This window comes from Amycolatopsis sp., assembly GCF_035546795.1.
Taxonomy (GTDB): Bacteria; Actinomycetota; Actinomycetes; order Mycobacteriales; family Pseudonocardiaceae; genus Amycolatopsis_E.
Window position 1 is genome coordinate 1 of record NZ_DASZWC010000058.1, and the last position, 24,037, is coordinate 24,037.

Annotated in this window: 21 protein-coding genes and 2 pseudogenes; 9 read left to right on the plus strand and 14 right to left on the minus strand. The window is 69.2% G+C overall.

Going from position 1 to position 24,037, the window contains the following annotated elements; all coding sequences use genetic code 11:
- Positions 1 to 288 precede the first annotated feature (288 nt).
- The 4 genes from VHD82_RS29875 to VHD82_RS29890 form a co-directional block, all read right to left on the minus strand.
- Positions 289 to 1,311 (minus strand): copper resistance D family protein, encoded by a 1,023-nt coding sequence (locus VHD82_RS29875; RefSeq protein ID WP_325711538.1) that lies wholly within the window; start codon positions 1,309 to 1,311, stop codon positions 289 to 291.
- Positions 1,308 to 1,835, minus strand: a complete 528-nt coding sequence (locus tag VHD82_RS29880) for a copper resistance CopC family protein (protein WP_325711541.1) — start codon at positions 1,833 to 1,835, stop codon at positions 1,308 to 1,310. The genes VHD82_RS29875 and VHD82_RS29880 overlap by 4 nt, the downstream gene beginning before the upstream one ends.
- Entirely contained in the window at positions 1,836 to 2,573 is a 738-nt protein-coding gene (locus VHD82_RS29885) for a YcnI family protein (protein WP_325711544.1), read from the minus strand.
- Positions 2,574 to 2,634: 61 nt separating this feature from the next.
- Complete coding sequence (locus VHD82_RS29890) at positions 2,635 to 3,159, minus strand: hypothetical protein (protein WP_325711547.1); 525 nt, start codon at positions 3,157 to 3,159, stop codon at positions 2,635 to 2,637.
- A 313-nt stretch (positions 3,160 to 3,472) separates the two neighbouring features.
- Here VHD82_RS29890 and VHD82_RS29895 point away from each other — a divergent pair, with 313 nt between their 5' ends.
- Genes VHD82_RS29895 through VHD82_RS29910 form a run of 4 tightly spaced genes read left to right on the plus strand, consistent with a single transcriptional unit; the run spans position 3,473 to position 7,029 of the window.
- Positions 3,473 to 4,120, plus strand: a complete 648-nt coding sequence (locus tag VHD82_RS29895; protein ID WP_325711551.1) for an ABC transporter permease — start codon at positions 3,473 to 3,475, stop codon at positions 4,118 to 4,120.
- Positions 4,113 to 5,300: an ATP-binding cassette domain-containing protein gene (locus VHD82_RS29900; RefSeq protein WP_325711554.1), complete on the plus strand. Its 1,188-nt coding sequence runs from the start codon at positions 4,113 to 4,115 to the stop codon at positions 5,298 to 5,300. The genes VHD82_RS29895 and VHD82_RS29900 overlap by 8 nt, the downstream gene beginning before the upstream one ends.
- A complete protein-coding gene (locus VHD82_RS29905) occupies positions 5,297 to 6,073 on the plus strand; it encodes an ABC transporter permease (protein WP_325711557.1) in 777 nt (258 codons plus the stop codon). Before VHD82_RS29900 ends, VHD82_RS29905 begins: the two co-directional genes overlap by 4 nt.
- A complete protein-coding gene (locus VHD82_RS29910) occupies positions 6,070 to 7,029 on the plus strand; it encodes a glycine betaine ABC transporter substrate-binding protein (protein WP_325711559.1) in 960 nt (319 codons plus the stop codon). The genes VHD82_RS29905 and VHD82_RS29910 overlap by 4 nt, the downstream gene beginning before the upstream one ends.
- 41 nt (positions 7,030 to 7,070) lie before the next feature.
- Here VHD82_RS29910 and VHD82_RS29915 read toward each other — a convergent pair whose 3' ends face one another.
- Positions 7,071 to 7,526, minus strand: a complete 456-nt coding sequence (locus VHD82_RS29915) for a DUF6474 family protein (RefSeq protein WP_325711562.1) — start codon at positions 7,524 to 7,526, stop codon at positions 7,071 to 7,073.
- 85 nt (positions 7,527 to 7,611) lie between these two features.
- Here VHD82_RS29915 and VHD82_RS29920 point away from each other — a divergent pair, with 85 nt between their 5' ends.
- Positions 7,612 to 9,240, plus strand: a complete 1,629-nt coding sequence (locus VHD82_RS29920; RefSeq protein ID WP_325711564.1) for a TM0106 family RecB-like putative nuclease — start codon at positions 7,612 to 7,614, stop codon at positions 9,238 to 9,240.
- Here VHD82_RS29920 and VHD82_RS29925 read toward each other — a convergent pair whose 3' ends face one another.
- From VHD82_RS29925 to VHD82_RS36905, 3 genes and pseudogenes are all read right to left on the minus strand, one after another.
- Positions 9,241 to 9,759 (minus strand): MerR family DNA-binding transcriptional regulator, encoded by a 519-nt coding sequence (locus VHD82_RS29925; protein WP_325711567.1) that lies wholly within the window; start codon positions 9,757 to 9,759, stop codon positions 9,241 to 9,243.
- Between the two features lie 181 nt (positions 9,760 to 9,940).
- Positions 9,941 to 10,729 (minus strand): serine hydrolase domain-containing protein, encoded by a 789-nt coding sequence (locus VHD82_RS29930; RefSeq protein ID WP_325711570.1) that lies wholly within the window; start codon positions 10,727 to 10,729, stop codon positions 9,941 to 9,943.
- Positions 10,730 to 10,748: 19 nt separating this feature from the next.
- Positions 10,749 to 10,955, minus strand: a pseudogene (locus VHD82_RS36905) (serine hydrolase); the annotation flags it as partial.
- A 98-nt stretch (positions 10,956 to 11,053) separates the two neighbouring features.
- Here VHD82_RS36905 and VHD82_RS29935 point away from each other — a divergent pair.
- Complete coding sequence (locus VHD82_RS29935; RefSeq protein ID WP_325711573.1) at positions 11,054 to 12,232, plus strand: MFS transporter; 1,179 nt, start codon at positions 11,054 to 11,056, stop codon at positions 12,230 to 12,232.
- On the opposite strand, the gene VHD82_RS29940 is transcribed toward VHD82_RS29935, so the two are convergent.
- Complete coding sequence (locus VHD82_RS29940) at positions 12,180 to 12,938, minus strand: SDR family NAD(P)-dependent oxidoreductase (RefSeq protein ID WP_325711576.1); 759 nt, start codon at positions 12,936 to 12,938, stop codon at positions 12,180 to 12,182. The two genes, VHD82_RS29935 and VHD82_RS29940, sit on opposite strands and share 53 nt — an antisense overlap.
- Positions 12,939 to 13,090: 152 nt before the next feature.
- Here VHD82_RS29940 and VHD82_RS29945 point away from each other — a divergent pair, with 152 nt between their 5' ends.
- On the plus strand, positions 13,091 to 14,392 hold the full coding sequence (locus tag VHD82_RS29945; protein WP_325711579.1) for a UDP-glucose/GDP-mannose dehydrogenase family protein: 1,302 nt from the start codon (positions 13,091 to 13,093) through the stop codon (positions 14,390 to 14,392).
- Here the strand turns inward: VHD82_RS29945 and VHD82_RS29950 are convergent.
- Positions 14,389 to 15,261, minus strand: a complete 873-nt coding sequence (locus tag VHD82_RS29950; RefSeq protein ID WP_325711582.1) for a VOC family protein — start codon at positions 15,259 to 15,261, stop codon at positions 14,389 to 14,391. The genes VHD82_RS29945 and VHD82_RS29950 overlap by 4 nt on opposite strands.
- Positions 15,254 to 15,772, minus strand: a complete 519-nt coding sequence (locus VHD82_RS29955) for a sigma-70 family RNA polymerase sigma factor (protein ID WP_325711585.1) — start codon at positions 15,770 to 15,772, stop codon at positions 15,254 to 15,256. Before VHD82_RS29955 ends, VHD82_RS29950 begins: the two co-directional genes overlap by 8 nt.
- 295 nt (positions 15,773 to 16,067) lie before the next feature.
- On the opposite strand from VHD82_RS29955, the gene VHD82_RS29960 reads away from it, so the two are divergent.
- Together VHD82_RS29960 and VHD82_RS29965 are read left to right on the plus strand one after the other, a co-directional pair.
- A complete protein-coding gene (locus VHD82_RS29960) occupies positions 16,068 to 17,147 on the plus strand; it encodes a sensor histidine kinase (protein WP_325711903.1) in 1,080 nt (359 codons plus the stop codon).
- A complete protein-coding gene (locus tag VHD82_RS29965) occupies positions 17,144 to 17,809 on the plus strand; it encodes a response regulator transcription factor (RefSeq protein ID WP_325711588.1) in 666 nt (221 codons plus the stop codon). The genes VHD82_RS29960 and VHD82_RS29965 overlap by 4 nt, the downstream gene beginning before the upstream one ends.
- A gap of 303 nt (positions 17,810 to 18,112) precedes the next feature.
- Here the strand turns inward: VHD82_RS29965 and VHD82_RS29970 are convergent.
- The 3 genes and pseudogenes from VHD82_RS29970 to VHD82_RS29980 form a co-directional block, all read right to left on the minus strand.
- A pseudogene (locus VHD82_RS29970) lies at positions 18,113 to 19,090 on the minus strand (acyltransferase family protein); the annotation flags it as partial.
- A gap of 85 nt (positions 19,091 to 19,175) precedes the next feature.
- Positions 19,176 to 22,868, minus strand: coding sequence for an FkbM family methyltransferase (locus tag VHD82_RS29975; protein WP_325711591.1), 3,693 nt, complete (start codon positions 22,866 to 22,868; stop codon positions 19,176 to 19,178).
- The gene (locus VHD82_RS29980; RefSeq protein ID WP_325711594.1) at positions 22,861 to 24,012 is read right to left on the minus strand and encodes a hypothetical protein; all 1,152 of its coding nucleotides are present in this window, start codon (positions 24,010 to 24,012) and stop codon (positions 22,861 to 22,863) included. Before VHD82_RS29980 ends, VHD82_RS29975 begins: the two co-directional genes overlap by 8 nt.
- Positions 24,013 to 24,037: the final 25 nt, after the last annotated feature.

Consider the following 24,037-nt stretch of genomic DNA (forward strand, 5'->3'; position numbering starts at 1 on the left):
CATCCTGCGCAGTCATCCGGAAGTGCGGGCAGAGCTGCGAAAGCGGCTCGACGACCTGCGTACCGGCCGCAGCGAGCAGCCGTGGGCCCGCTACCGGTGAAACCCGGGCGTCCCACAGGCTTGTCCGTGGCGACCACTATCTGGGAGCGCGTCGTGACACTCGCCGCTGGTTGGTGACCGCTCGTCGTTTGTGCAGATGCACGTGCATTGAGTAGTAAATTCGGCTCGACTAGTCACCTCGGGCGGGCTAACCGTCACTCGCTCAGTGCAACTTGCAGCTACCCGCGGTTACGACACCGGCGCGCGAGTCAACACGACCGCGAAGCCGAACGCCAAACCCATCACCGTCAGCTCCAGCGTGGCCCACCCGGCGAGCGCCGTCCGCTCGTGTTTGGCGACGCGCGGCATCAACCGCCAGCGCAGATGGGCACCGAGCGTGCCGATGGCCACGGCGCAGGCGGCCTTCAGCAGCACCAGCCGTCCGTAAGACGTGGCGAACAGGGCCGACCAGAAGCTGACAGTGGGGTTGAGCAGGATTTCCACGGCGGCGTTGAACAGCCCGGTGAGCACAACGAGCACCAGGCACAGCGTCGCCAGCTTCGAGAACCGTGGCAGCGCGTGCGCCAGCAGCGTGCGGTTACCGATCAGCAGCACGGCCATCGCGCCGAGCCCGCCGCACCACGCGACCGCGCCCATCACGTGCAGTTCCATCGAGATCATCGTGTAGTCGTGGTAGTTCCAGTTCGACGCGTGCCCGGTCACCGGCAAGGGCAACAGCGCGAACAGGCCAAGCCCGACGCGCACCTCGGCCGGCACCTTCTCGCCGTGCCGCAGCGCGAGCACCCCGAGCACGGCGTGCGCCAGCGCGAGCACCGCCACCACTAGCAGCGCCTTGCCCGCGCCGATTTCCACCACGTAGTCCCAGATATCGCCGAAGCTGACGTTCGCCACCTGTGGCCGGAACTCGGCGGTCTGCAGCACCAGGGTGACCAGTGCCGTGACCGCCCACAGCAGCGCGCTCGCCACCGCGGCAGGCCGGGCCAGTGCGAGCACCGGCTCGGTCAGCTTCGGCCGGTCGTAACCGACCAGGACGGACAACAGCGCGAGACCGACCGTGCTGACAGCTGCCAGGTCCAGCAGCACGCGCACGATCGGGATGGCGACCGTGACCACCTCGCTGACCTCCGCCACGCCCGGTATCGGCGCGGTCGTGGTGATGGCGATGCCGATCAGCGCGGCCGCCAGCGCCGCGGTCAGTACCGCGAGGATCGTCGGGTAGCGGACCCGCGAGGTGGTCCCGGCCTGTGTCATTCGACCTTCCTGCCCATCCGCAGTGCCAGCGACAGTCCGATGCCGAGCAGGATCACCGCACCGGCGATCCATACCCACAGCGGGACGCCGGTCGCCGCGCTGCTGGACTGTTGCGACGCCCCGGTAGCCGCGTTCGCGGTGGCCGGGGTGCCGTTGCCTGCCTTGGTGAGGGTGAACGTGTACTCACCGGACACCGCGTGTCCGTCGGCGGAAAGGATCCGGTAGCCGACGGTGTAGGTGCCGGCCGGGCCGAGCGGGCGGACCGGCGCGGAGATCACGTTGCTGCTGATGTCCACGGTGCCCTCGGCCCACTGGGTGTTGCCGGGGCCGAGTACGGAGATCTGGTTGATGTCCCCGCCCTGCACCGGAGCGTCGAAGGTCAGCGTGACCTTGGCCGGACCGGTGTCCAGCGATGCGTTCTTCCCCGGGTCGGTGGAGATCAGCACGTTGTGCGCCGAGGCCGGGGCGGCCATGCAGAGCATGGCCGCCACCGTGAACGTCAGCGCGAGAAGCGCCCTGCGCATTTAGTTCTTGCCCGCCTTACGTGCCCGCAAAGTCGCGCCGGCCCCGAAGCCGAGGCCGAGCGCGCCGACGATCAGCCCCGCACCACCGAGCCAGCGTGCGGTGCTGTCGGTGCTGCCACTGCTCGGTGCCGAGGCCTGGCTCGATCCGCCCATGTCCATCCCCGCCTGGGTGGAGGTGGTGGACGCGGCGGCGAGCTGGACGGTCGGCGCCGGGTGTTCCGGTTCGGCGCCACCGGTTTCGGCCTGGTCCCACTGTACGACCTGACCGTTGTCGTAGGTCTGGATCGCGGGCAGCACCAGTTCGTCCACATTGGACGGAAGGGTGGACGCGCTGATCTCGAACTCCTGGAGTTCGGTGTCTCCCTTGGCAATCCCGCCGCCCGGTTGCGCGGTGAAGACGATCTTGGTCACCGGATTGGTGACGTCGAGGTTCTTCCCGTTCTTCACCGGTGCGGGCAGCGTGGTCTTGGTGACCTCCGCGGTCCAGCCGGGAACCGGCTTGTACCGCACCGAACTGATCGCGTACTCGGGTTTGAAGTCGATCTCGACCTTGGTGGTGCCTGCGTCCTCCTCTTCGTTGGGTACACGGAAGACGATGGTTCCGCTGCCACCCTTCTGGGGTTCGCTGCCGTAGATGTTGGCGGTCACGTGTGCGGAGGCGACGCCCGTGCCGAGCAGGCCGGCGATGCCGACGGTGGTGGCCAGGACGGTCGCGCGCAGGACGCGTTTCGATGACATGGGTAGGGATGCTCCTGAAAGAGTCGGGGCCGGCGCGTTGCGCCGGTGTGAAAGGGGCTTTTCAGGAGTGCGCCGGCGGGCCGCGGGTACCGTGAACCCGGCTTAACACCACCGTGATCAACGGGGTGTTCTCGGGTGCCGGCGCCGGGGCCAAGTCCGGACCGGCGGGGATCGGGGCGGACCGCCAGACGACGGGCAGCAGCAGCCACAAGGTGGCGGCCGCGGCGCGCAGCATCGTCTCCGCGTGCGCGAGCAGCAGCCCGGTGAGCACGGTCGCCGCGGCGTGCGCGGCGTACATGGCGGCGTGCACCGGACCGTGGTGGTCCATCAGTTCGGTGAGCACGAGGTGCATCGCGAGCTGGGCCGAGCCGAGCACGGCCAGCACGCCGAGCGGTCCACGGGTCTTTTCGGCGAGCGCGGCGCCGGTCCAGCCGACCAGCGCCGTGAGCAACAGGGTCAGCGACGCGTCCGGAAAACCACCGCCGCCCAGCGCGTGCGCGGTGATCGCGAGGCCGCCGGAACTGAGTGCGAGCAGGCAACCACGCACAGTGCGTAACACAGTGTGCTGGTGGCCGGGCTTGCTCACCCGCACAGCGTATGAGACGGGCGAACCCCGCCGGAACGCCGTCTCATGTGGTGAACACGACGTTAAGTGTCGCTGTTGGAAATTTATGAAGAACGGTTATCTTCCCTGCTCATCTGTGCCACGAACGGGCTATCGCGCTGACTTCGCTGGGTGTCGATAGTTGCTCATTCTCAGTGAATGAGGAACTGTGAGCAGGCCATTGACCAACGCAGTTGGCCTCGGGGGGCCCGCGTCGGCAAGCTGAATAGCGGGCCTCCTTGCCATCTCCGTTGGGCCGGACGAGTGAAGTGCAATGGGGAGGAGGGCACACCGCGTGAACCTGTTCGACTACGTGGCGGACCGGTGGAGCAGACTTTCGCTACAAGCGTGGTTGCACGTGAGCGAGGTAGTGCAGGCCACCATCATCGCCGCGGTGATCGGGGTGCTGGTCGGGATCGCGGTGTACCGCAGCCCCATCGGCTCGGCCCTGGCCACCGCGTTGGCCAGCACCATTCTGACCATCCCGTCGTTCGCGCTGATCGGGCTGCTGATCCCGCTCGTCGGCCTCGGCGTGGCGCCGAGCATGATCCCGCTGGTCGTCTACGCGCTGCTGCCGATCGTGCGGAACACCATCGTCGGTCTGTCCGGAGTGGATCCGGCCGTGACCGATGCCGCGAAGGGCATCGGGATGAACAGGTTCGGCGTGCTCACCCGCGTCGAACTGCGGCTGGCCTGGCCCGCGATTCTCGCCGGCATGCGGGTTGCCACCCAGATGCTGATGGGCATCGCGGTGATCGCCGCCTACGCGAAGGGCCCCGGCCTCGGCTCCGAGGTGTTCTCCGGGCTGACCCGCGCCGGCAGCGCGAACGCCACCAACCAAGCCCTGGCGGGCACCATCGGCGTGGTCATCCTCGCCCTGATCCTCGACGGGATCTACGTCATCATCAAGCGCTTCACCGTTCCTAGGGGTGTCCGTGTCTGAAACCGTGGAAAGCGCAGCAGCCACCTCCGCAGCGGCCGACGGGGCCGTCTCCGGGGTGGAGATCCAGCTGGAAAACGTGACCAAACGGTATGCGGGTTCGCGCGAGCCCGCGGTCAACGAAGTCACGATGACCATCCCCGCGGGCAAGATCGTGATCCTGGTCGGCCCGTCCGGCTGTGGCAAGACGACCACCATGCGGATGATCAACCGGCTCATCGAGCCCAGCTCCGGGCGGATCACCATCGGCGGCGAGGACGCGCTGAAGATCAACCCGGACCAGCTGCGCCGCAAGGTCGGCTACGCCATCCAGCAGGCCGGGCTGTTCCCGCATTTCACCGTCGCGCAGAACATCGCCGTCGTGCCGGGGCTGCTGAACTGGAACAGGAAGAAGATCAACGACCGGGTCGAGGAGATGATGGACCTGGTGGGGCTCGACCCCAAGCAGTTCCACGACCGCTACCCGCGGCAGCTCTCCGGTGGTCAGCAGCAGCGCGTCGGGGTGGCCAGGGCACTGGCCGCGGACCCGCCGGTGCTGCTGATGGACGAGCCGTTCGGCGCCGTCGACCCGATCACCCGCGGCAACCTGCAGGACGAACTGCTGCGGCTGCAGTCCGAACTGCGCAAGACGATCGTGTTCGTGACGCACGACTTCGACGAGGCCGTAAAGCTCGGCGACCAGATCGCGGTGCTCGGCAACCAGTCGAAGATCCTGCAGTACGACACCCCGGAGTCCATCCTGGCCAACCCGGCCGACGACACGGTCGCGGGTTTCGTCGGCGCCGGCGCTTCGCTCAAGCAGCTCACCCTGCTGCGCGTGCGCGACGTCGAACTGCAGACCGGCACGGTCACCGCGACGATCGGTGAGTCCCCTTCGGACGTGCGCCGGAAGCTGACCGAGAAGAAGGCCACCTATGCGCTGATCCTCGACGAGCGCAAGCGGCCCATCCGCTGGGCGCACGTTCGTGATCTCGGCGCCGCGACTTCCCTTGCCACGGCGGGTAAACCGCTCGGCGACCTGGTCAGCCTGCAGTCCACGCTGCAGGACGCGCTGGAGGCGATGCTCGTCGAAGGCGGCGCGGTGCCGGTCACCGGTGCGCGCGGCGAGTACGCCGGGATGATCGAGCTGGACACGGTCATCGCCACGGTCCAGCGCCTGCGCGAGGAGCACACCGAGTCATGACCACCACCGTAGAAAGCGGTTTCTCGACCGGATCCGGTTCCAAGCGCGCGGAACGCGGCAGGCTGTTCGCGCAGCCGGTCGCGGTGGTCGTGATCGTCGGTGCGGTGCTGATCTGGGCGCTGACCCGCGACAACGACGCCATCGAAGCGGAAAGCCTGAACTGGAGCACGCTGCTCACCGACACCTGGCACCACGTGCTGATCACCATCGCGGTGGCGGCGATCGTGGTGGTCGTCGCGGTGCCGCTGGGCATGATGCTGACCAGGCGCTGGGCCCGTCCCGTCGCGCCGGTGTTCCTGACCATCGCCAACATCGGCCAGGCCGCGCCCGCCCTCGGCATGATCGTGCTGTTCTTCCTGTGGACCAGCTGGGAAGGCTTCTGGTGCGCGGTGCTGCCGATCGCGTTCTACTCGCTGCTGCCGGTGCTGCGGAACACGATCGTCGGGCTCGACGCGGTCGACCCGGCGCTCAAGGACGCCGGCCGCGGGATCGGGATGTCCGGCCCCGGCGTGCTGTTCCGGATCGAGATGCCACTGGCCGTACCGCTGATCCTCGCCGGCCTGCGCACCTCGCTGGTGCTCGCCGTCGGTACCGCCACGCTGGCGTTCTTCGTCAACGGCGGTGGCCTCGGCGAGCTGATCGACACCGGCTACAAGCTGAACCGGATGCCCGTGCTGATCACCGGTGCGGTGCTCGCGGTCGGGCTCGCGCTGCTGATCGACTGGATCGGCGCGTTGCTCGAGGAGGCATTCGGACCGAGGGGGCTCAAGTGAGGAAACTGAAGGCGCTGCTCGGCGTGGTGGTGCTCTCGGCGTCGCTCACGGCGTGCGGGCTGAACGTCAACGCTTCGCTGCCCTACGACGTGAAACCTGGTTCGATCCAGCCGGTGCCGAGCCTGGAAGGGCAGACGATCACGGTGGGGTCCAAGGACTTCACCGAGAACATCATCCTCGGCTACCTGGCCGAGCTGGCCCTTTCCGCGGCCGGCGCGGACGTCGTCGACCTGACCAACATCAGCGGCTCCAACAGTGCGCGGCAGGCGCTGATCAACGGGCAGATCGACCTGTCGTGGGAGTACACCGGCACGGGCTGGATCTCCTACCAGGGCAACACCGAGCCGATCCCGGACGAGCAGAAACAGTTCGACGCGGTGAAGGCCGCCGACGAGAAGCAGTTCGGCATCACGTGGCTCGACTACTCGCCGGTGAACGACACGTACGCGTTCGGCGTGCGGGAAGCCTTTGCGCAGCAACACAATCTGAAGACCAACTCGGATATGGTCGCGTTCCTGAAGCAGCACCCGGAACAGGGTTCGTTCTGCGTGGAGACCGAGTTCGCCAGCAGGCAGGACGGGATGCCCGGGGTGGAGAAGGCCTACGGGTTCACGCCATCGGACATCAAGACGTTCGGCACCGGTGCGATCTACTCCGCGGTCGCGAACAACACCTGCAACTTCGGTGAGATCTTCACGACCGACGGCCGGATCGCCGGGCTGAACCTGCGGGTGCTGGACGACGACAAGAAGTTCTTCCCGCAGTACAACGCGTCGGTGACGATGAAGAAGTCGTTCCTGGACGCGCACCCGGCACTGGCCGAAGTGCTCGTCCCGATCGGCAAGGCATTGGACAACGCGCAGATGGTCGAGCTCTGCAAGGAGGTCGACGTCGACGGCAAGGACGCGGGGGAAGTCGCCCGCGACTGGATGGTCTCGAAGGGCTTCATCAAGTGAGCCCTGGCCCGGGTTCTCCCCGCGGTCGGGGAGGACCCGGGCTAAACGCCGAGGCGGTGCAGGGTCTGCGACTCCAGGCTTGCGAGCTCCGCCGCGACGGCCTGGTGCGCGGCCTTCCGGCGGGACGCCGGCATCCGTTCGGCCGCACGGACAGCCGCGGTGAGCTGTTCCAGCGTCGCCTGCGCGTTGCCGGTGAACTCGGTGTCCTCCTTGGTGGCGCGTTCGGACTTGCGCAGCTCCGCCAGCGCGTCGGAGATCCCCGCGATCCGCGCGAGCAGGCCGGCCCCACGACCGGTGAACTCGGGCAGCCGGTCGACGGGCACGCCGAGGCGCCGCGCCTGGTACCGGTCGTATGCCTCGCGCGCGGCTCCCGCCGCACGTACCGCGAAGGGCAGCACCACCGGCGCCACCGCGGGCACGACGATCTTGGCCACGGAGACGTAGTTGCGGGCCTTCTTCGGCGTCAATCCCTTGTCTTCCGCCTTGTTGCGTGCCATGAGGAGAACTTACTTGGCACGCCAAGCGCGGGCATGTCGGACACACCCAGCGGATTTGTCGGTGGGGCCTTCTACAGTGGTTGATATGCAGACACAGGTGTTGCTGGATGCCGGAGCGGTGAGCCGCTGCCGGCGCCGGGTGCACCTCGAAAACGATCCGGCGGCAAGGGAGTTCGAGCTCGCCGCGCCGGATCCGGCCGCCGAGCAGCGCATTTCCGACGCCGCCGCGCACCGGGACGAGATCCGCCGCAGGCTGGTGGCGGCCGTGCCCGGCACGTGGGTCACGGTGTCGCGTGAGCTGCCGGCGGGCGAGCGGGTGAGCATCACCGAACAGGCGCTGGCCGAGGGTGCCACGTATATCTGGGGCGGGCTGCTGCCGCCCGGTGCCGGGCATCGGCGCGGCGGGGCGGAGCTATTGGTCCGGACCGACGGCGGTTACCTTCCGGTGCTCGTGGTGCGCCACCGGATCACCGATCCCGGCACCGGCGCCGTCACCACGCCGCCGACGGATCTCGACCCGGCCAACGCCGCGGTCGACGAGAAGCGCAAGGTGCGTTCGCAGCCGCGCGACCAGCTCCGCCTCGCGCACGTGCGCCGGATGCTGGAGTCGCTGGGGCACGCGACGGCCCGGCCGCTGGGCGCGGTGATCGGGCTCGATGCGGATGTCGTGCTGTGGCATGACCTCTCGGCGCAGACCTGGCCAGGCGGGCGCAGCGCGCTGCAGGAGTACGACGCCCGCTTCGCCGACCGGATGGCCATCGCGCAGGCCGCGGCCACCGTCAGCCCGGCGCTCGCCGAGCCGTCGCGCATCCTGGAGTGCCGCAGCTGCCCGTGGTGGCCCACCTGCGAGGCGCAGCTGCGTTCGATCCGGGATGTCAGCCTGGTGGTACGCGGCGAGGACGCGATGGAGCTGCGGCGCGCTGGTGTGTCCACTGTGGACAAGCTGGCGGCGCTGGACCCGGCCGACGAGGCGCCGATCCCGTGGACCTCGGGCAGTTTCGCGGACGCGGTGGCGCTCGCGCGGGCCTGGCTCGCCGACCTGACGGTGGTGCGCAAGGTGCCCGAGGTGCGGGTGCCGAGAGCGGACGTCGAGGTCGACGTGGACATGGAGAGTTTCGGCGAGTCCGGGGCGTACCTGTGGGGCTGTCTGCTCTCGGGCGCGGATATCGGCCTGCAGCACGGGTATCGCGCGTTCGTCACCTGGGATCCGCTGCCCACTGTGGACGAAGCGCGTTCGTTCGCCGAGTTCTGGGCGTGGTTGAGCGAAGTCCGCGAGCGCACCGCCGCCGCGGGGCTGACGTTCCGTGCGTACTGCTACAACGCGATGGCCGAGAACCGCTGGCTGTTCGGTTCGGTCGAGCGCTTCGGCGGCCGCGACGGCATCCCGCCCAAGCGGGAAATCCAGTCCTTTGTGGATTCCGACGAGTGGGTGGACCTGTTCCGCGGGGTCTCCGACCAGTTCCTGTGCGCGCACGGCAAGGGGTTGAAGGTGGTCGCCCCCGTCGCCGGGTTCAGCTGGCGTGACCCGGAGGCGGGCGGTGAGGCGTCGATGCGCTGGTACCGCGCCGCGGTCGGGATGAACGGCGCCGAGCCGGAGCCCGGCCAGCGCACCCGCCTGCTGCGGTACAACGAGGACGACGTCCGCGCCACGAAGGTACTGCGCGAGTGGATGTCCGGTCCCGCCAACGAAATCCCGTACATGGGGGATCTGTAGCTAGCCGTTCATGAGCTGGGCGAGCCGGTCCCAGGCCGGGGAGGAAGCTCCGGGCTGGGATTGCACGGCCAGCGTGGCGATGGCCGGGTTGTGCACGGGCCGGGTCCCGGTTCGGCTGCGGTGACGGGTGAACCAGCTCCGGGTCCGGTCGGCCAGTGCGGGGAGGCGGGGATCGTCCGGCGCCCAGTCGTACGCGGCGTCGTGTTCGAGGTAGAGGGCGCGGAACTCAGGATCGTTGCCGAGTTCCCGTTTTTCGGCGATCCACAATGCGGCGTCCTCGGCGAGGCGGTTTGCACGAGGATCCAGCCGGGCGAGCTGCTCGCGGGTTCGTCCCAGCTGCGCGATGCGGTCTTCGAGGTCGTGGTCGATCTCGGCGATGGCTGCCGTGAACGCGCGTCCGTGTCGTCCTGATCCGGACGAGTCGCGATCGGGCTCGGCGAGCAGACCGCGCTCGTGGTAGTGCCGGACGGTCTTGGTGGTCACGCCGGCGTAGTCCGCGAGCCGGCCGATCGTGATCATGCCGGCGATTCTTCCACCCGGACGGCAAGGCGGCCGCCACCGGCGACTCGGTGAAGATCCGTTCCTGCGATCCGTCCGCCGGTTCGTAGCTCCTTCGTTCCTCGAGCTGGCCGTCGACGATGCCGACGTCGATGCGGAGCTGAGCGGAGCGGTAGGTGGATCCGGACGCCGAGGTGTTCGCTCAGCAGCCACCGCAGAATCCGGTCCTGCAGCACGATCGCCCCCGGGTTGTTGCCGAAGGCGGTGAAGACCAGGTCGTGCTCGGGCACCACGCACAGGATGGCCACGCCGCCGGGCGACGCGCCCGACATGGCGAGGACGGTCGTGTCGCCGAACGGGTACCGCACCAAGCCCAAGCCCATCGGCGGGGTGTTCGGGACCCCATGTCGTGTGCGACTTGCTGCAGCGAGGTCGATTCGGCCGATAGGACATGCGTGCCGGCCGGGGACACACCGCCCGCGAGGTGGGTGCGCCCGAAGGCGAGCAGGTCCGCGACGGTGCCGATCGGTGTGCCGCCAGCCGGGCCCCAGGTGTCGGGCAGCGTGAACATGCCGGTGGGCCTGGCCACCATGGTCCCGGGGTCGGCGAAGTGGCCGATGGCGGTGCTGCGCAGGATGGCCTGCTCGGCCGAGGTGCTGGAGTCCTTCATCCCGACGGCCGCGTAGATCTCACGTTCGAGCAGTTCGCTGGAGGGCATCCCGGTCACCACTTCCAGCAGGCGGCCCGCGACGATCATGCCGACGTTGGAGTAGCTGAGCTGCTCGCCGGGGTCGAACAAGGTGCCGCAGCTCTTCGCGAGGCCTTCGACGTAGGTCTTCAGCGCGTCGCGGCCCTTGGCATCGGGAAAGAACAGGTCCGCGTCGATGCCGTTGGTGTGCGAGATCAGGTGCCGTACCAGGATCTTGTCCGCCGGTGCGGTCAAGGCGAATTCGGGAAGGTAGTGCACCACCGGCGTTTCGAGGTCCAGCACGCCACGGCGTGGTGGTCAGGACCTTCGTCACGGAACCGAAGAGGAATCCGGTGTCCTCGCGCATCGGCGCGCCGGTGGCGAGGTTCGCGGTGCCGTTGGCGGTGATGATCTGCGCGCCGGCGTGGTAGACCCCGGCGACGAATCCGGGGATATTCTCGGACTCGCAGTAGGCGTTCGCCTGTTCGCGGATCCGGGCTTCGAGGGTGTGGAACGCGTTGTCGTTCATGCCGTCGATCGTCGAAGCTTGCCCCTGGGGCAAGGTCCAGCCGGTGTAACCCGGCTCACATTGAACCTCCCATTTGTGTCAGGTTCGACCATCGGGGCATGCGAAACCTCCCGGCACTGCTGGCGCTGACAACGGCCGCGTTCATCACGGTACTGACCGAAGCGCTGCCCGCGGGGGTGCTGCCCGCGATGAGCGCCGACCTGCACGTCAGCGAGTCGACGATGGGGCAGGCGGTGACGATCTACGCGATCGGCACCGCGCTCACCGCGATCCCGCTGGCCACAGCCACCGCGGGCTGGCGACGAAAGCGCCTACTGCTGACCGGGGTCGCCGGATTCGCGGCGGCCAACACGGTCACCGCCATCTCCGACGCCTACGCGCTCACCATGGCCGCCCGGTTCGTCGCCGGGATCGCGGCGGGCGTGGTGTGGTCACTGCTCGCCGGATACGGGCGACGGCTGGCGCCGGAAAACCTGCAGGGCAAGGCGATCGCGGTCGTCATGGCCGGTATCCCGATCGCGCTCTCGCTCGGCATCCCGGCCGGCACGTTTCTCGGTGGCGCACTCGGCTGGCGGGTGACGTTCACCGTGATGACCGCGCTCGCCGTCGGGTTGCTCGGCTGGATTCTCCTTGCCGTACCGGATTTTCCCGGTCAGCGAGCCGACGGCAGGCCGCCCGTGCTGTGCACGCTCCGGCTGCCCGGCGTGGCCACGATCCTGGTCGTCACGCTGATCTTCGTGCTGGCGCACAACATCCTGTACACCTACATCGCCACCGTGCTCGACCGGTTGTCCCTCGGCGGCGACGTCGACCGCGTGTTGCTCGTCTTCGGCGTCGCCTCGCTGGTGAGTATCTGGGTCGTGGGCGCGTGGATCGACCGCGGACTACGCGCGCTGACCATCGCGAGCGTGGTGCTGTTCGCCGTGGCCACCACGGTGTTGGCTGTGCTCAACGGTTCCCCGGCGCTGGTCTACGTCGCGGTGACGTTGTGGGGCCTTGGCTGGGGCGGCGCGCCGACGTTGCTGCAGACCGCGGCGGGTATCGCCGGTGGCGACGCCGCGGACCTCGCGCAGACGATGCTCGTCACGTTGTGGAATGCGGCGATGGCGGGTGGCGGGCTCGCCGGTGGCCTGTTGCTCGGCCTGGCGGGCCCGCTTTCCCTGCCGTGGAGCGGACTTCTGCTCGCGCTGCCGGTGCTGGCACTCGTGTTCGCGGGCTTCGGGGTTACTTCGGCGCCATCCGCAGCGAGCCGTCCAGCCGGATCACCTCGCCGTTGAGGTAGTCGTGCTCGATGATGTCCAGCGCCAGCTGGGCGTACTCGTCGGGGCGGCCGAGCCGCTTCGGGAACGGCACCCCGGCGGCGAGCCCGGCGCGGAACTCCTCGCTGACCGTGGCCAGCATCGGGGTGTCGATGATGCCCGGCGCGATGGTCACCACGCGGATGCCGTGCGAGGCGAGATCCCGCGCCGAGGGCAGGGTCAGGCCGACGACGCCGCCCTTGGACGCCGCGTACGCGACCTGCCCGATCTGCCCGTCGAAGGCGGCGACCGAAGCGGTGTTGACGATGACGCCGCGGGCTTCGTCCTCCAGCGGCTCGGTCTTCGAGATGGCCTCGGCCGCGACCGTGACCACGTTGAAGGTGCCGATCAGGTTGATCTCGATGACCTTGCGGAACAGGTTCAGGTCGTGCCTGCCCTTGCGGGAGAGGATGCGCGCGGACGGGCCGATCCCGGCGCAGTTCACCACGGTCCGCAGCGGCACCCCGGCGCTTGCCGCCTGGTCCACCGCGGCCTGCACCTGGTCGCCGTCGGTCACGTCGGCCTCGACGTAGGTGACTCCGTCCACCTTCGGCGCGCGCTCGATGCCGGCCGCGAGGTCCAGCGCGAACACCTGCGCGCCCTTGGCGGCCAGTGCCTGCGCGGTGGCTCCGCCGAGCCCGGAGGCCCCGCCGGTGACGATCGCCGCCGTGTCCGTGATCCGCATGTCGTTTCCTCCCGAGACTGCCTTGTCGCTCCCTGCAGGCTAACGCTCGTTCACTCCCGCCCGGGGTGGGCCTCCTCACCCGTAGCGCGGAGTACCCGGGACTGACCACTGCAGTTAGCGAACCCGTCAACTCCGCCTGTCACTTTCGACGTATGGGCTCAGCTCGGATCGTCGTGATCGGGACCGGATACGTCGGACTGACCACCGGGGCCTGCCTCGCCGGCCTCGGCCACCAGGTGACCTGCGTGGACGTCGACCGGGTGAAGGTGGCCAGACTCGCCGCCGGCCAGGTGGACATCCTCGAACCAGGCCTGGAGGAGCTCGTCTCGCGCGGGTTGAGCAGCCGGCGGCTGAACTTCGTCGTCGGCTCGCGGGAAGCGGTCGCCGACGCGCAGGCCGTGTTTCTCTGCGTGCCGACGCCGATGGGCGCGGGCGGCGCGGCCGACCTGCGTGCCGTGGAGGCCGTCATCGAGGAGATCTCCGGGACCGTGCCCGCCGGCTGCGCGGTGATCACCAAATCGACCGTGCCGGTCGGTACCGCACAACGCATCCGCGCCCTGCTGGGCCGCGGCGACGTGCCGGTGGTGGCGAACCCCGAGTTCCTGCGTGAAGGCACGGCGGTCAGCGATTTCCTCAACCCGGACCGGATAGTGGTCGGCTCCGAGGACGAACTCGCCGCGCGCCGGGTCGCCGATCTCTACGCGGATCTCGCCGCGCCGAGTGTCGTCACCGACGCGGCCAGCGCGGAACTGGTGAAGTACGCGGCGAACTGCTTCCTCGCGATGAAACTGTCCTATGTGAACGCCATCGCGGAACTCTGCGAACGTCTCGGCGCCGACATCGAATCGGTGACCGACGGCATGGGCTACGACCGGCGGATCGGCCGCGCGTTCCTCAAGCCGGGGCCCGGCTGGGGCGGCTCGTGCCTGCCCAAGGACACGCACGCGCTGGTGCAGGTGGCCGAATCGGTCGGCTTTGATTTTTCCCTGCTGTCCTCGGCGATCCAGGAGAACATCGCGCAGCGGGACCGGATCGTCGCGAAGATCGCGGGCTCGGTCGGCGGCACGCTGGCCGGCACCCGGATCGGCGTGCTGGGCCTGGCGTTCAAGGCAGGCACGAACGATCTGCGCGACTCACCGGCGTTGTCGGTCACGGCGATGCTCGCCGCGCACGGCGCCGAGGTGACCGCGTACGACCCGGCGGTCGACGGCGATCTCCCCGGTATGCGCATCATGGACGATCCGTACCAGGTGGCCAAGGGCGCCGACGGGATCGTGGTGCTGACCGAGTGGGACGAGTTCCGGCGGCTGGACTGGACCTACTTCGCGGACCTCATGCACGGCGACGCGGTCGTGGACACGCGGAATCTCCTTGACCCGCAAGCGATCCTGAACGCGGGGCTGTGCTGGCTCGGCTTGGGCCGGCCGCGCCGGCACGCCCGCGCCACCGCTTAGGGCTGCCACAACCAGAACTCGATGCCCTGGTTGTCGGTGCAGTCGGCGCTCAGTCCGTAAGGGAACTGCTCGATTTCGCCCGCGCGGCCACCGAGTTCGCGAACGCGGGTGAGTGCGGCTTCGAGGTCGTCCACCGCGTACATCATCTTCCAGCCGACCTGCCGTCCCGGGCCGCCCCACAGGCCGCCCGTCATGCCCGCGCCTTCGACACCCCAACCGCCCTCGACGTGTCCCGGCGAGAACTGCCAGCCGAGAACGTTGCCGTAGAAGGACTTCGCGGTCTCGTCGTCGGGCACCTGGAACGTGAAGTACCCGACCTCACCGTGCCGCGGGCCGGTCCGGTCGTCGGTGCGGGGCGGCGCCTGCGCGACCAGCCAGCGCTGCCCGAACGGGTCGCGAATCGTGCCGGCGCGGCCGTGTCCGCTGTCCTGCGCGGCGCGGATCAGCTCGGCCCCACGCGCCACGGCCCGCTCGATGGCGCCGTCCACATCGGACACTTCGATGCGGACGGACGCGCCACCGGCCGCCGCGACGTGCCCGATCTCCTCGAACTCCTCGGCGAGCATCAAGACGGTGTCGCCGATGGCCAGCTCGGCATGCCCGACCCGGCCGTCCGGCATCAGGATCGGATCGCCACGCCGGGTCGCGCCGAAGACCTCGACGTAGAACTCCAGCGCTCGCCGCGCGTCGGAGACGGCGAGATATGGCGTCAACGAACGGATTTCGGCCTGAGCGGTCGTTTCGATGGTGGTCACGTCTCCTCCATTCAGCACTGCGCGACGCAGCCGCTCGCGCAGTTCGGCGGCGAACCCCGGATCCGGATCGACCGGGCGCGGTGGCTCGCGGAGGGCATCAAGTGGATCAGTCACGACGGCCCTCCTTCTCCTGGTAGACGGCGCGGAACGCGGCTCTGGCGCGGACCAGCAACGCCTCGGTGGCGTGCACGGTGCGGCCCAGCAGCTGGGCGACCTCGGGCACCCGGAGCCCGTCGAGGTAGCGCAACGTGAGCGCGGCCCGATGATGCGCACCGAGCCCGGCGAGCACCTCCCTGGCCAGCAACGCGTCCACTTCCTCGTCCCACGGGTCGACGACCTTGGCCTCGTGCACCAGCCGCAGCCCACGCTCCTCCCGCTCGCGCCTGCGCCAGTGATCCACCAGCTTGTGCCGGGCGACCCCGATCAACCACGCCGTACTCACCGGCGGCGCTCCCTCGGCGCGGCAGGCGGATACCGCCCCGAGGAACGTCTCGCTGGTCAGTTCCTCGGCGATACTGCGGCTGCCGCACCGGGCGAGCAGGTAGCCGAACACCTCCGGCAGCGCCGCCTCGTACAGCGAGAGCAGCGCAAACGCCGGGTCCGGCCGTACCCGCGGTTCGCTCACATCCCCATCGTCGTCCGGGCCGCACGTTTTCCGACGGGTGAACCTGAACTTTTCTTCGTCGAGGATGACGAGGACTAGACGCGGGAGGTGCCCCGGTCCGCCGTCGAACTGCGCGCCCGAACGCACCGGCCTGATCGAATCGACCGCACGCGAAGCCTGCACCGGACCGTGGGCCAGCCGGTAACGCAGCGGTCGTAACCCAACAGTCGCTTTTCGACGGACGCGCCCGGGCGCTGCGTCACGTAGCTTTTCAGGCGTGTGGCGAGAAAACGGGCGCTGGCCGGGAGCGGTGGACATGCTGCTCACGGTCGTGCCGCTGGTGCCGGTGCTCGCGATAACGACCGTGGCCGCGCATTTCCAGTCCGGTCATCACCCGCTGGATTTCCTCGGTTACGCCTGGCTCGTGCTCGCCACCTTGCCGCTGTTGTTTTCGCGCCGCTTCCCGCTTCCCGCCTTCGTCGTCGTGGCGGCGCTGACCTGGACTTACTACCTGTCCGACTACCCTGGCGGCCCCGCGGTCGTACTGCCGACCGTCGCGCTGTTCACGCTCACCCGGTTGCGCGGTCCCCTGCAAGCAGGCATCGCCGGGACGGTTATGATCCTGGCCGGGCTCGGCGCCTATCTCGCGATGGGCGGCGACTTCCTCCTCGACGGCCGGGCGGCGTTCTTCCTCGTCTGGCTGTCGGCGGTGCTCGGCATCGGCACGGCGGTCCGCAACCGGGTCGCGGCGAACCGGGCCGCGCGGGACAGCGCCGCCGAGCATCAGCGTCGGATGGCCGAGCTCGAACGGCTGCGCATCGCCCGCGAGGTGCACGACGTGGTCGCCCACAGCCTCGCCATGATCAACGTGCAGGCCGGGGTCGCCGCCCACGTCGCGGACCGGCGGCCGGAACAGGCGGTCGAGGCGCTGCTCGCGATCAAGGAGGCGAGCGCCTCCGCGCTGGCGGACCTGCGGGCCACCGTCACCGTGCTGCGTTCCGGCCAAGGGCTCGGCCCCGCGCCGAGCCTGCGCCAGCTCGACGAGCTGGTCGAGCACACCCGTGCGGCCGGGATCGGCGTGCGGGTGCATGGCTCGCCCGGCGAACTGCCCGCGCCGGTGGACGCCGCCGCATACCGAATCCTGCAGGAGTCGCTCACCAACGTCGTGCGCCACGCCAACCAGCCGACCAACGTCACCATCCACTTAGGACGAAAAGGCGGCAGGCTCCGGCTGACGGTGCGCGACAACGGTCGAGGTGCGGTGGAACCCAAGGCGGGCAACGGTTTGCGTGGGATGGGCGAACGTGCCGCGGCACTCGGTGGCGAGGTGACCGCACACCCGGTCGCAGAGGGGTTCGAGGTCAGCGCGGAACTGCCGATCGAGGGGGAGCGATGACGATCCGGGTGGTACTGGCCGACGACCAGGCATTGGTGCGCGCCGGTTTCCGCGTACTGCTGGAAACCGAGGACGGGTTCGAGGTGTGCGGCGAAGCCGGTGACGGGGCGCAGGCCGTGGCGCTGGCGCAACAACACCGCCCTGACGTTGTGGTGATGGACATCCGGATGCCGGGCGTCGACGGGCTCGAAGCCACCCGCCGGATCACCGCCGACGCCGAACTCGCCGCGGTCAAGGTCCTGGTGCTGACCACGTTCGATGTCGACGAGTACGTCTACGAGGCGTTGCGCGCCGGCGCGAGCGGGTTCCTGCTCAAGGACACCGAACCCGTCGACCTGCTGCGCGCGCTACGCGTTGTCGCGGCCGGGGAAGCCCTGCTCGCCCCGACGGTGACGCGGCGGCTGATTGCGGAGTTCGTCGGGCGGCCGGAGAACCGGCGCGTCCACGCCGGGGCGGTCACGCTGGTCACCGACCGCGAACGCGAGGTTCTCGCGCTGGTCGCGGGCGGGCTGTCCAACGACGAGATCGCCGCGCACCTGGTGATTTCCACGGCCACGGCGCGCACGCACGTCAGCCGGATCATGACCAAGGTCGGTGCGCGGGACCGGGCGCAGCTGGTCGTTCTCGCCTACGAATCCGGGCTCGTCGTTCCTGGCGGGTGAGCGGCCATCCGGCGCCGCGTGCCTGCCCCGCACCGGAGGCAGCACCGTCGTCTCCTCGGTGGCACGCGGACGGGGCTGCGGCTTCGGCGGCGGGACCCGGCGGCGTGGCTCGGGTTTCGGGATCTCGATGGTGACCTCGGCGTTCACCGGGATCGGCTTCGGCGCTGCCTGCTTGCGGTACGACAGCCGGCGCGCGAGCGCGTGCGAAGGCTGTTCCACGAACCGGTAGCTGACCTCGACCACCCCGAACGCGACCGCGATCACGATCACTAGCGCGATCGGCAGCGGCACCGCCGGGCGCAGCAGGTTCAGCAGTACGAACGCCACCAGCATGTGCAGCAGGTAGATCGAGTAGCTCCGCTCGGACAGCGCCGTCCAGAACTTGCGCTGTTTGAGCTTCGGCTCGGCGAACATGCCCATCAGGAAGCAGGCCACCGCGAACGCCATCGCCAGGTTGTACGAGGTGTCCACGCGGCCGACGTTGATGATGTCGCCCAGCACGTACAGCGACCAGGCGACGCCGCCGAACACGGCGCCGGCCCACAGCGGGATGCGCTTGGACGTGGTGGCCCAGATCGTCTGCCCGATGATCATGATCGGCAGATACGACACATTCACCGCGAACAGGAAGTACGACGCCGAGAACTGCCTGCTGCTCATCATCACCACGAAGATGAACGTCAGCTCGATCGCGATCGTCAACCACACCCACCGCCGCAGCACCGGCAGCAGCAGCATCAGCAGCACGTAGAACAGGACCTCGACGATCATCGTCCAGGCCACCGGCACCAGCACCACCTGCGGGGTGATCAGGTAGTTCACCAGCAGCGTGTTGGTCAGCACGGTGAACGGGTTCAGCGTCTGCGGCTGCCCGGGCGTCTCCGGCGGGTGGAGATGTACCAACAGCAACAGTGCGGTCAGCAGCACCACGAAGATCATCGGCGCGTAGACCCGGATCAGCCGGTTCACCGCGAACCGTCCCTGGCCCTGGCGCAGCGCGATCGGGGTGACCACGAACCCGCTCACCAAGAAGAAGAACGGCACCGCTATCTGCCCGATGCCCTGCTGGCCCATGTGCATCGGATTGCTGGTCAGCGCCTCGATGAAGGAGACGTACGGGGCGTTCTCACCCTTCGCAATCACCCACGGATGCGCGAGGTGACTGTAGAAGACCAGCAGTGCGCCAAGGCCACGACCGATGTCGATGAAGACGATGCGGGTCTTCTTCGGCACGGCCTCGGCCTCGGGTTTCGGGGGCGCGGTCTCGACCAGTCCCCTCACCCCCCAGGCTCGTGCCGCATGGTCGTTACCAGGTTGGAGTGTAACGAAGATCTGTTGCCGGTTTTCCTGCTTCGGGAAACAGCGGTTACGGCTCGAGCCAGAGCGTGACGAACTCCTTCGCGCTGCGGCGGGCCGTGCGGATCAGCTCCTTGTCGCTCTGCTCCCGCGCCACCGGCCCGTCCTCGGTGACCTCGACGGGGCGGTAGCCCAGCTCGCGATAACCGGCCAGCACCTGCGCCGGATCGTCGCCCAGCTCCTCGATCGCGCTCGGGCAGAACTCGCACACCACGTGCGGCCGGTCCCGGCGCAGCACCTCGGCCAGCCCGGCCAGCGCGCGGTGGTCGCGGCCCTGTAGATCCACCTTGACCAGGCCCAACGCCTGCGCCGCGACTTCCGGCACCCCGTCCAGTCGCAGGGCAGGCACCTCGATCCCGGGTCCGCCGCTGCTGACCCGGTTGTCGCCGCTGTTGTTCGGGCTGGGGTGGCTCAGATGCAGGGTGGCGTCACCGTCCCATGCCGCGGCCTCGACCACCGTGACCAGCTCGCGCGCGGCCTCCGGCAGGTTGACCCGCAGGTTCCGGCGCAGGTACTCGGCGTTGACCGGGTCGGCCTCCACCGCCACCGCGCTGGTCACCTCGGGGCAGCGCATGAGGCGCAGCGTGTGGTAGCCGACGTGCGCACCGATGTCGAGGATCGCGCCCGGCTTGCGGCGGATCAGCTCGGCCATCAGCTCGGCTTCGCCGGGCTCCCAGGACCGGTGGAACCCGATCCACGGCAGCATGACCTGGTCGACGGGCATCAGCAGCGCGCCGACATCGCAGGGGACGACATCCGCGTCCTGGGGGATCGGGGCGTGCGCGAGCCTCGCGGCTTCGCGCATCGCGCCGACGTCCACCGTGACCCGCCGGATCGCCGCTTCGTCCTGATCAAGGCGCTCGTCGCGGGCCTCGAACATGCGGCTCATGGACGCCGTGGTCGCTTCGAGCTCACCCTGGAAACCCTGCGCGACCTTGCCCAGATCGGCTTCGAGATTGCGCAGCGCCAGCTCAGTGCGCGGCTGCTGTGCGCGCAGCTCATCGACGCCCGTCTGCACTGTCTTCAACCGCGCGTCGAACGCCTCCTGCACCGAGTCCAGGCGCTCGCCGAGCAGCCGGGTGGCCTCGCCTGCACGCTGTGCGTCGCCGAGCCGGGCTTCGAGCGACTCCACCCGCGACAGCAGTCGCTGCACGGTGTCTTCGGTGCCGCCGTGCAGTGCGCCCATGACTTTGCGCTGGTGCACGTCGTAGTGGTCGATCGCGCGGAGCACGGCCTTGCGCATGGCGGGCGCCAGCGGGATGCGCGATGCCGCCCCCGGTTCGGGCCGCCAGCGCAGCGCTTCCGCCGCCTGGTGCATGGGGGTCAGCGGATGCTCGGGCGCCTCGGTCTCGACCGGGCGGCGCTCCTGCCACGTCCGGTAGGCGGCCGTCAGTTCGCGGTGCATCCACTCGGCGGCGGTCGCCATGGAACGGGTGCGCAGGATGTGCGCGCGCGCCGCGTTGCCGCGCTTGGCCGCTTCCGCCGGATCGTCCGCGACCTGGCGCATGGCGGCCGCGGCCGCGTCCACATCGGCGTCCGCCCACTTCGAGTCCGCGCTGTAGGGCTCGCAGTTCTTGCCGACGCGGATCAGCTCGTATGGGACCGGCCAGCCGGTCTTGTCGTCCAGGAACTCCGTGGTGCCGGAGTAATCCGTGGCGATCACCGGCATCGCGCGTGCCATCGCCTCGGCGACAGTGAGCCCGAAACCCTCGCTGCGGTGCAAGGACACGTAGCAGCTGCTCGTGTCGTACAGCTCGTGCAGCTCGGCCACCGACAGATAGCGCTCGATCAACTCGATCCGCTCATCATCGGCGGCGGCCGCGCGCAGCTGCTCGGCCTCCATCGGCCGCTGCTTGGCGTTGATCGTCTTGATCGTCAGCCGCACGTCCTCGCGGCCGGGGAACGCCCGCTGGAACGCGGCGATGGTGCCCCACGGGTTCTTGCGCTGGGCGATGCTGTTGAAGTCGAAGGCGAACAGGAACCGCACCGGCTCGCCCTTTTCGCGCGCCGGCCTCGCCGGTTCGCCGGGATCGCGTACCGGCACCGGGATGGTCTTCACTGGGATCGGCGAGTGCTTCTCGATGGCCCTGCGGCAGAAGTCGCTGACCGTCCACACTTCGTCGAGCAGTCCGAACGCTTCGTGCTGCGCGGCGGGGAAGTCTTCGAGCTCCCAAGCCCACAGGCCGATCCGGTAGCGGCCGTGTCCGACCTCGCGGTGGTTGGCCAGCACCGGCACGGTCTGATCTGCGTTCACCGCCAGCACGCTGACCGGGAACCGCGGGTCGCCCACCGTCACCGGGCGTTCCAGCCCGGTGCGGTTGAGGATCTTCTCCTCCAGCACCGAAGCGACCGGGATGTCCGCCGCCTCGATCGCCTCGTGCACGATCCGGCCCATCTCGCCGACGCCCAGTTCGGCGGTGAGGTAACCGAGCAGGTTCACGCCGAACTCGTCCACCGGCGGCCGCGGCGGGATCGGATGCCCGGGCAGCGCCCACTCCGCCAGCTCGCCTTCGCTGACACCGGAGGACACACACCACGCGCGGAACGCATCGGCGTTGGCACCCGCAGGCTGCGGGAAGGCGATGCGAAGGTCCACTCGCGCGTCCCACACCGCGAGCGTCATCCGGTTCAGCCCGGCTGCGGCCTGGGCCTGGTCCTCGGGCGAGGCCAGCCACTGGCGCAGCGCTTGCCCGCCGTCTTCGCCGTAAGCGTGTGGCGGCAACGTCTTCTGCTTGCGCTCAGCCTTGATCCACGCTTCGCGGAACGCGCGCCGCGCCAGCCTCGGGAAGTGAGTGCCGTCGCCGAAGCCCGCGAAGCCGTATGGCACCGCTTCGAGCGTCTCGGCGTACCCGGCTTCACGTAGCGCTGCGCCGTACTCGTCGCACAGCTCGCGCAGCTCGGGGTTGGCCGACAGCAACACGCGCGGCTTGCGCGCGCAGTACATGGTCAGCACCCACGGCTTCTCCGGCCGGTAGCCGCTGAAATGGAAGAAGCGCAGCTTCGCGCCGCCCGCCGTCAGCTCGCCGTGCTCGTCCCGCGCCATCGGGCGGTCGTGCAGGTTCCAGTACGCGACGTTGAACCCGGGATCGGTCAGCACGTGGTGGGTGAACAGCGCGGGCACGTTGTCCACCCAGCGCTGGTCGGTGAACAGCTGCTTCTCGGGCGCGACGATCGCGTCGTGCTTGAGCCGTTCGGCCCAGAAATCCAGGAATTCCGCCGAACCGGGCCCGACGCCGATGAAGCCGAGGTTGAAGATCCCCGCCCCCATGATCACGGCCTCGTCCGGCTCCATGCCGTCGCGCGGCAGCGGTTTGAGAACGTGCGGGGTGAGCACGATGCCGTGCTCCATCGCCCGCTCCGCGATCTCCGGCATCGGCGCGAACACCCGGATGTCGGGGTCGAGGTAGAGGGCGACGTCGTACTCGCGGCGCAGCTCACGGAGCAGGTACGGCTTCACCGACGTGGCCAGCTCGGTCACCGAGTAGGCCGTGGCCATCCGGAGATAGTCGTCCTCGGCGATGCCGAAGGCCGCCGACCCCACCACCCGCACACCCTGCTCGGTGAACTCCTCGTCCCGCGGCGCGTCGATCACCGCGATGACGAAGGAGTTCTCCGGGTGCTGGGCCAGGTACGACCGGGCCAGCACTCTCGCCGCGGGCACGTAGTTGCGGGCGACGATCGTGCAAGCGGTGACCTCAGGCATCGGCAGGCAGAACCTTCAGTTGCGAGTTCAGGATCGAGGCGAAGTCGGTCTCCGCGGTCTGCACGCTGTTCGGGTTGTCCACCTCAATGCGGACGACCACGTCGTCGTGCGAGTAGTGTCCGCGGACCTGCGCCGGGTTCCCGTTCTTGCTGTCGATGTAGGAGGCCATCACGCCGTCCGGCACGTTGGACAGCCGGGCGGCCCCGTTGCGGATCTGAATGTTCAGCAGCTGGCTGACCGCGTTCTGCGCCGCCGTCGCGCTGTTCGTCTTGGTCAGCAGCATCAGCACTCGGCTGCCGTCGTCGAGCTTGCGCACGACGAACCGGACGTCACCAGCCTGCGCCGTCTCGTAAACCGACTGCTCGGCCGAGACCAGGTAGTTCAGCGCCGGGACCTGGGCGAAGGTCTTGATCGTGTCGTAGTTTTCCGTCTGGCCCGGGATGTCCGCCACAGCGAGCGGGTCCGGCGGCGCCTGGCTCGTCGGCGGCGCCTGTGTGGTCGTCTGCTCGGCCTGGGCGCCGCCACTGTCGCGGCCCCACAGCATGTACGCGCCGAAGGCGATGCCGGCGAGCACGACGACGGCCGCCACGATGGCGCCGATCTTCGCGCCGTTGCCCTTCTTCGGCTTGTCGTTGAAGGACTCCGGGCCCTGCTGGATCCAGCCCTGGTCGCCCGAGGGCACCAGCGGCGGCAGATCGCCCCCACCCCACGGCGGGGACTGGTCGGGCTCCGGGGCATTCCACTGCTGCTGGTGCTGCGGGAAACCACCGGGGGGCGAAACCGGGCCGGACTGCGGGAAACCACCGGGCGGCGAGTACGGCACCTGCGGCTGCTGCGGCGGGGGCACGTGCTGGGTGCGGTTCGGGTCGGCCTGCTGCTGCGGCTGCCAGGGCGGGACGGCCTGCGTGCGGTCCGCGCTGTTGTCCGGCGGGGCCTGCTGCGGCACCCCCTGCGGGGGGCTGATCGGTGCGATCACCTGCGTGGAGTCCGCCGAGTTGTTGTTGTCGCCGCTCGGCTGCTGCGCGTCGGGCTGCCCGACGGCCGACGACAGCACCTGGTCACGTCGTACCCGGTAGTCGTCCGCGGAGAGTCGGCCGGATGCAAGCTCCTCGTCCAGCTTGCGCAGCTCCTCCTGCCAGGACACCAGGGGCCCCCTATCTGTTGGTTTC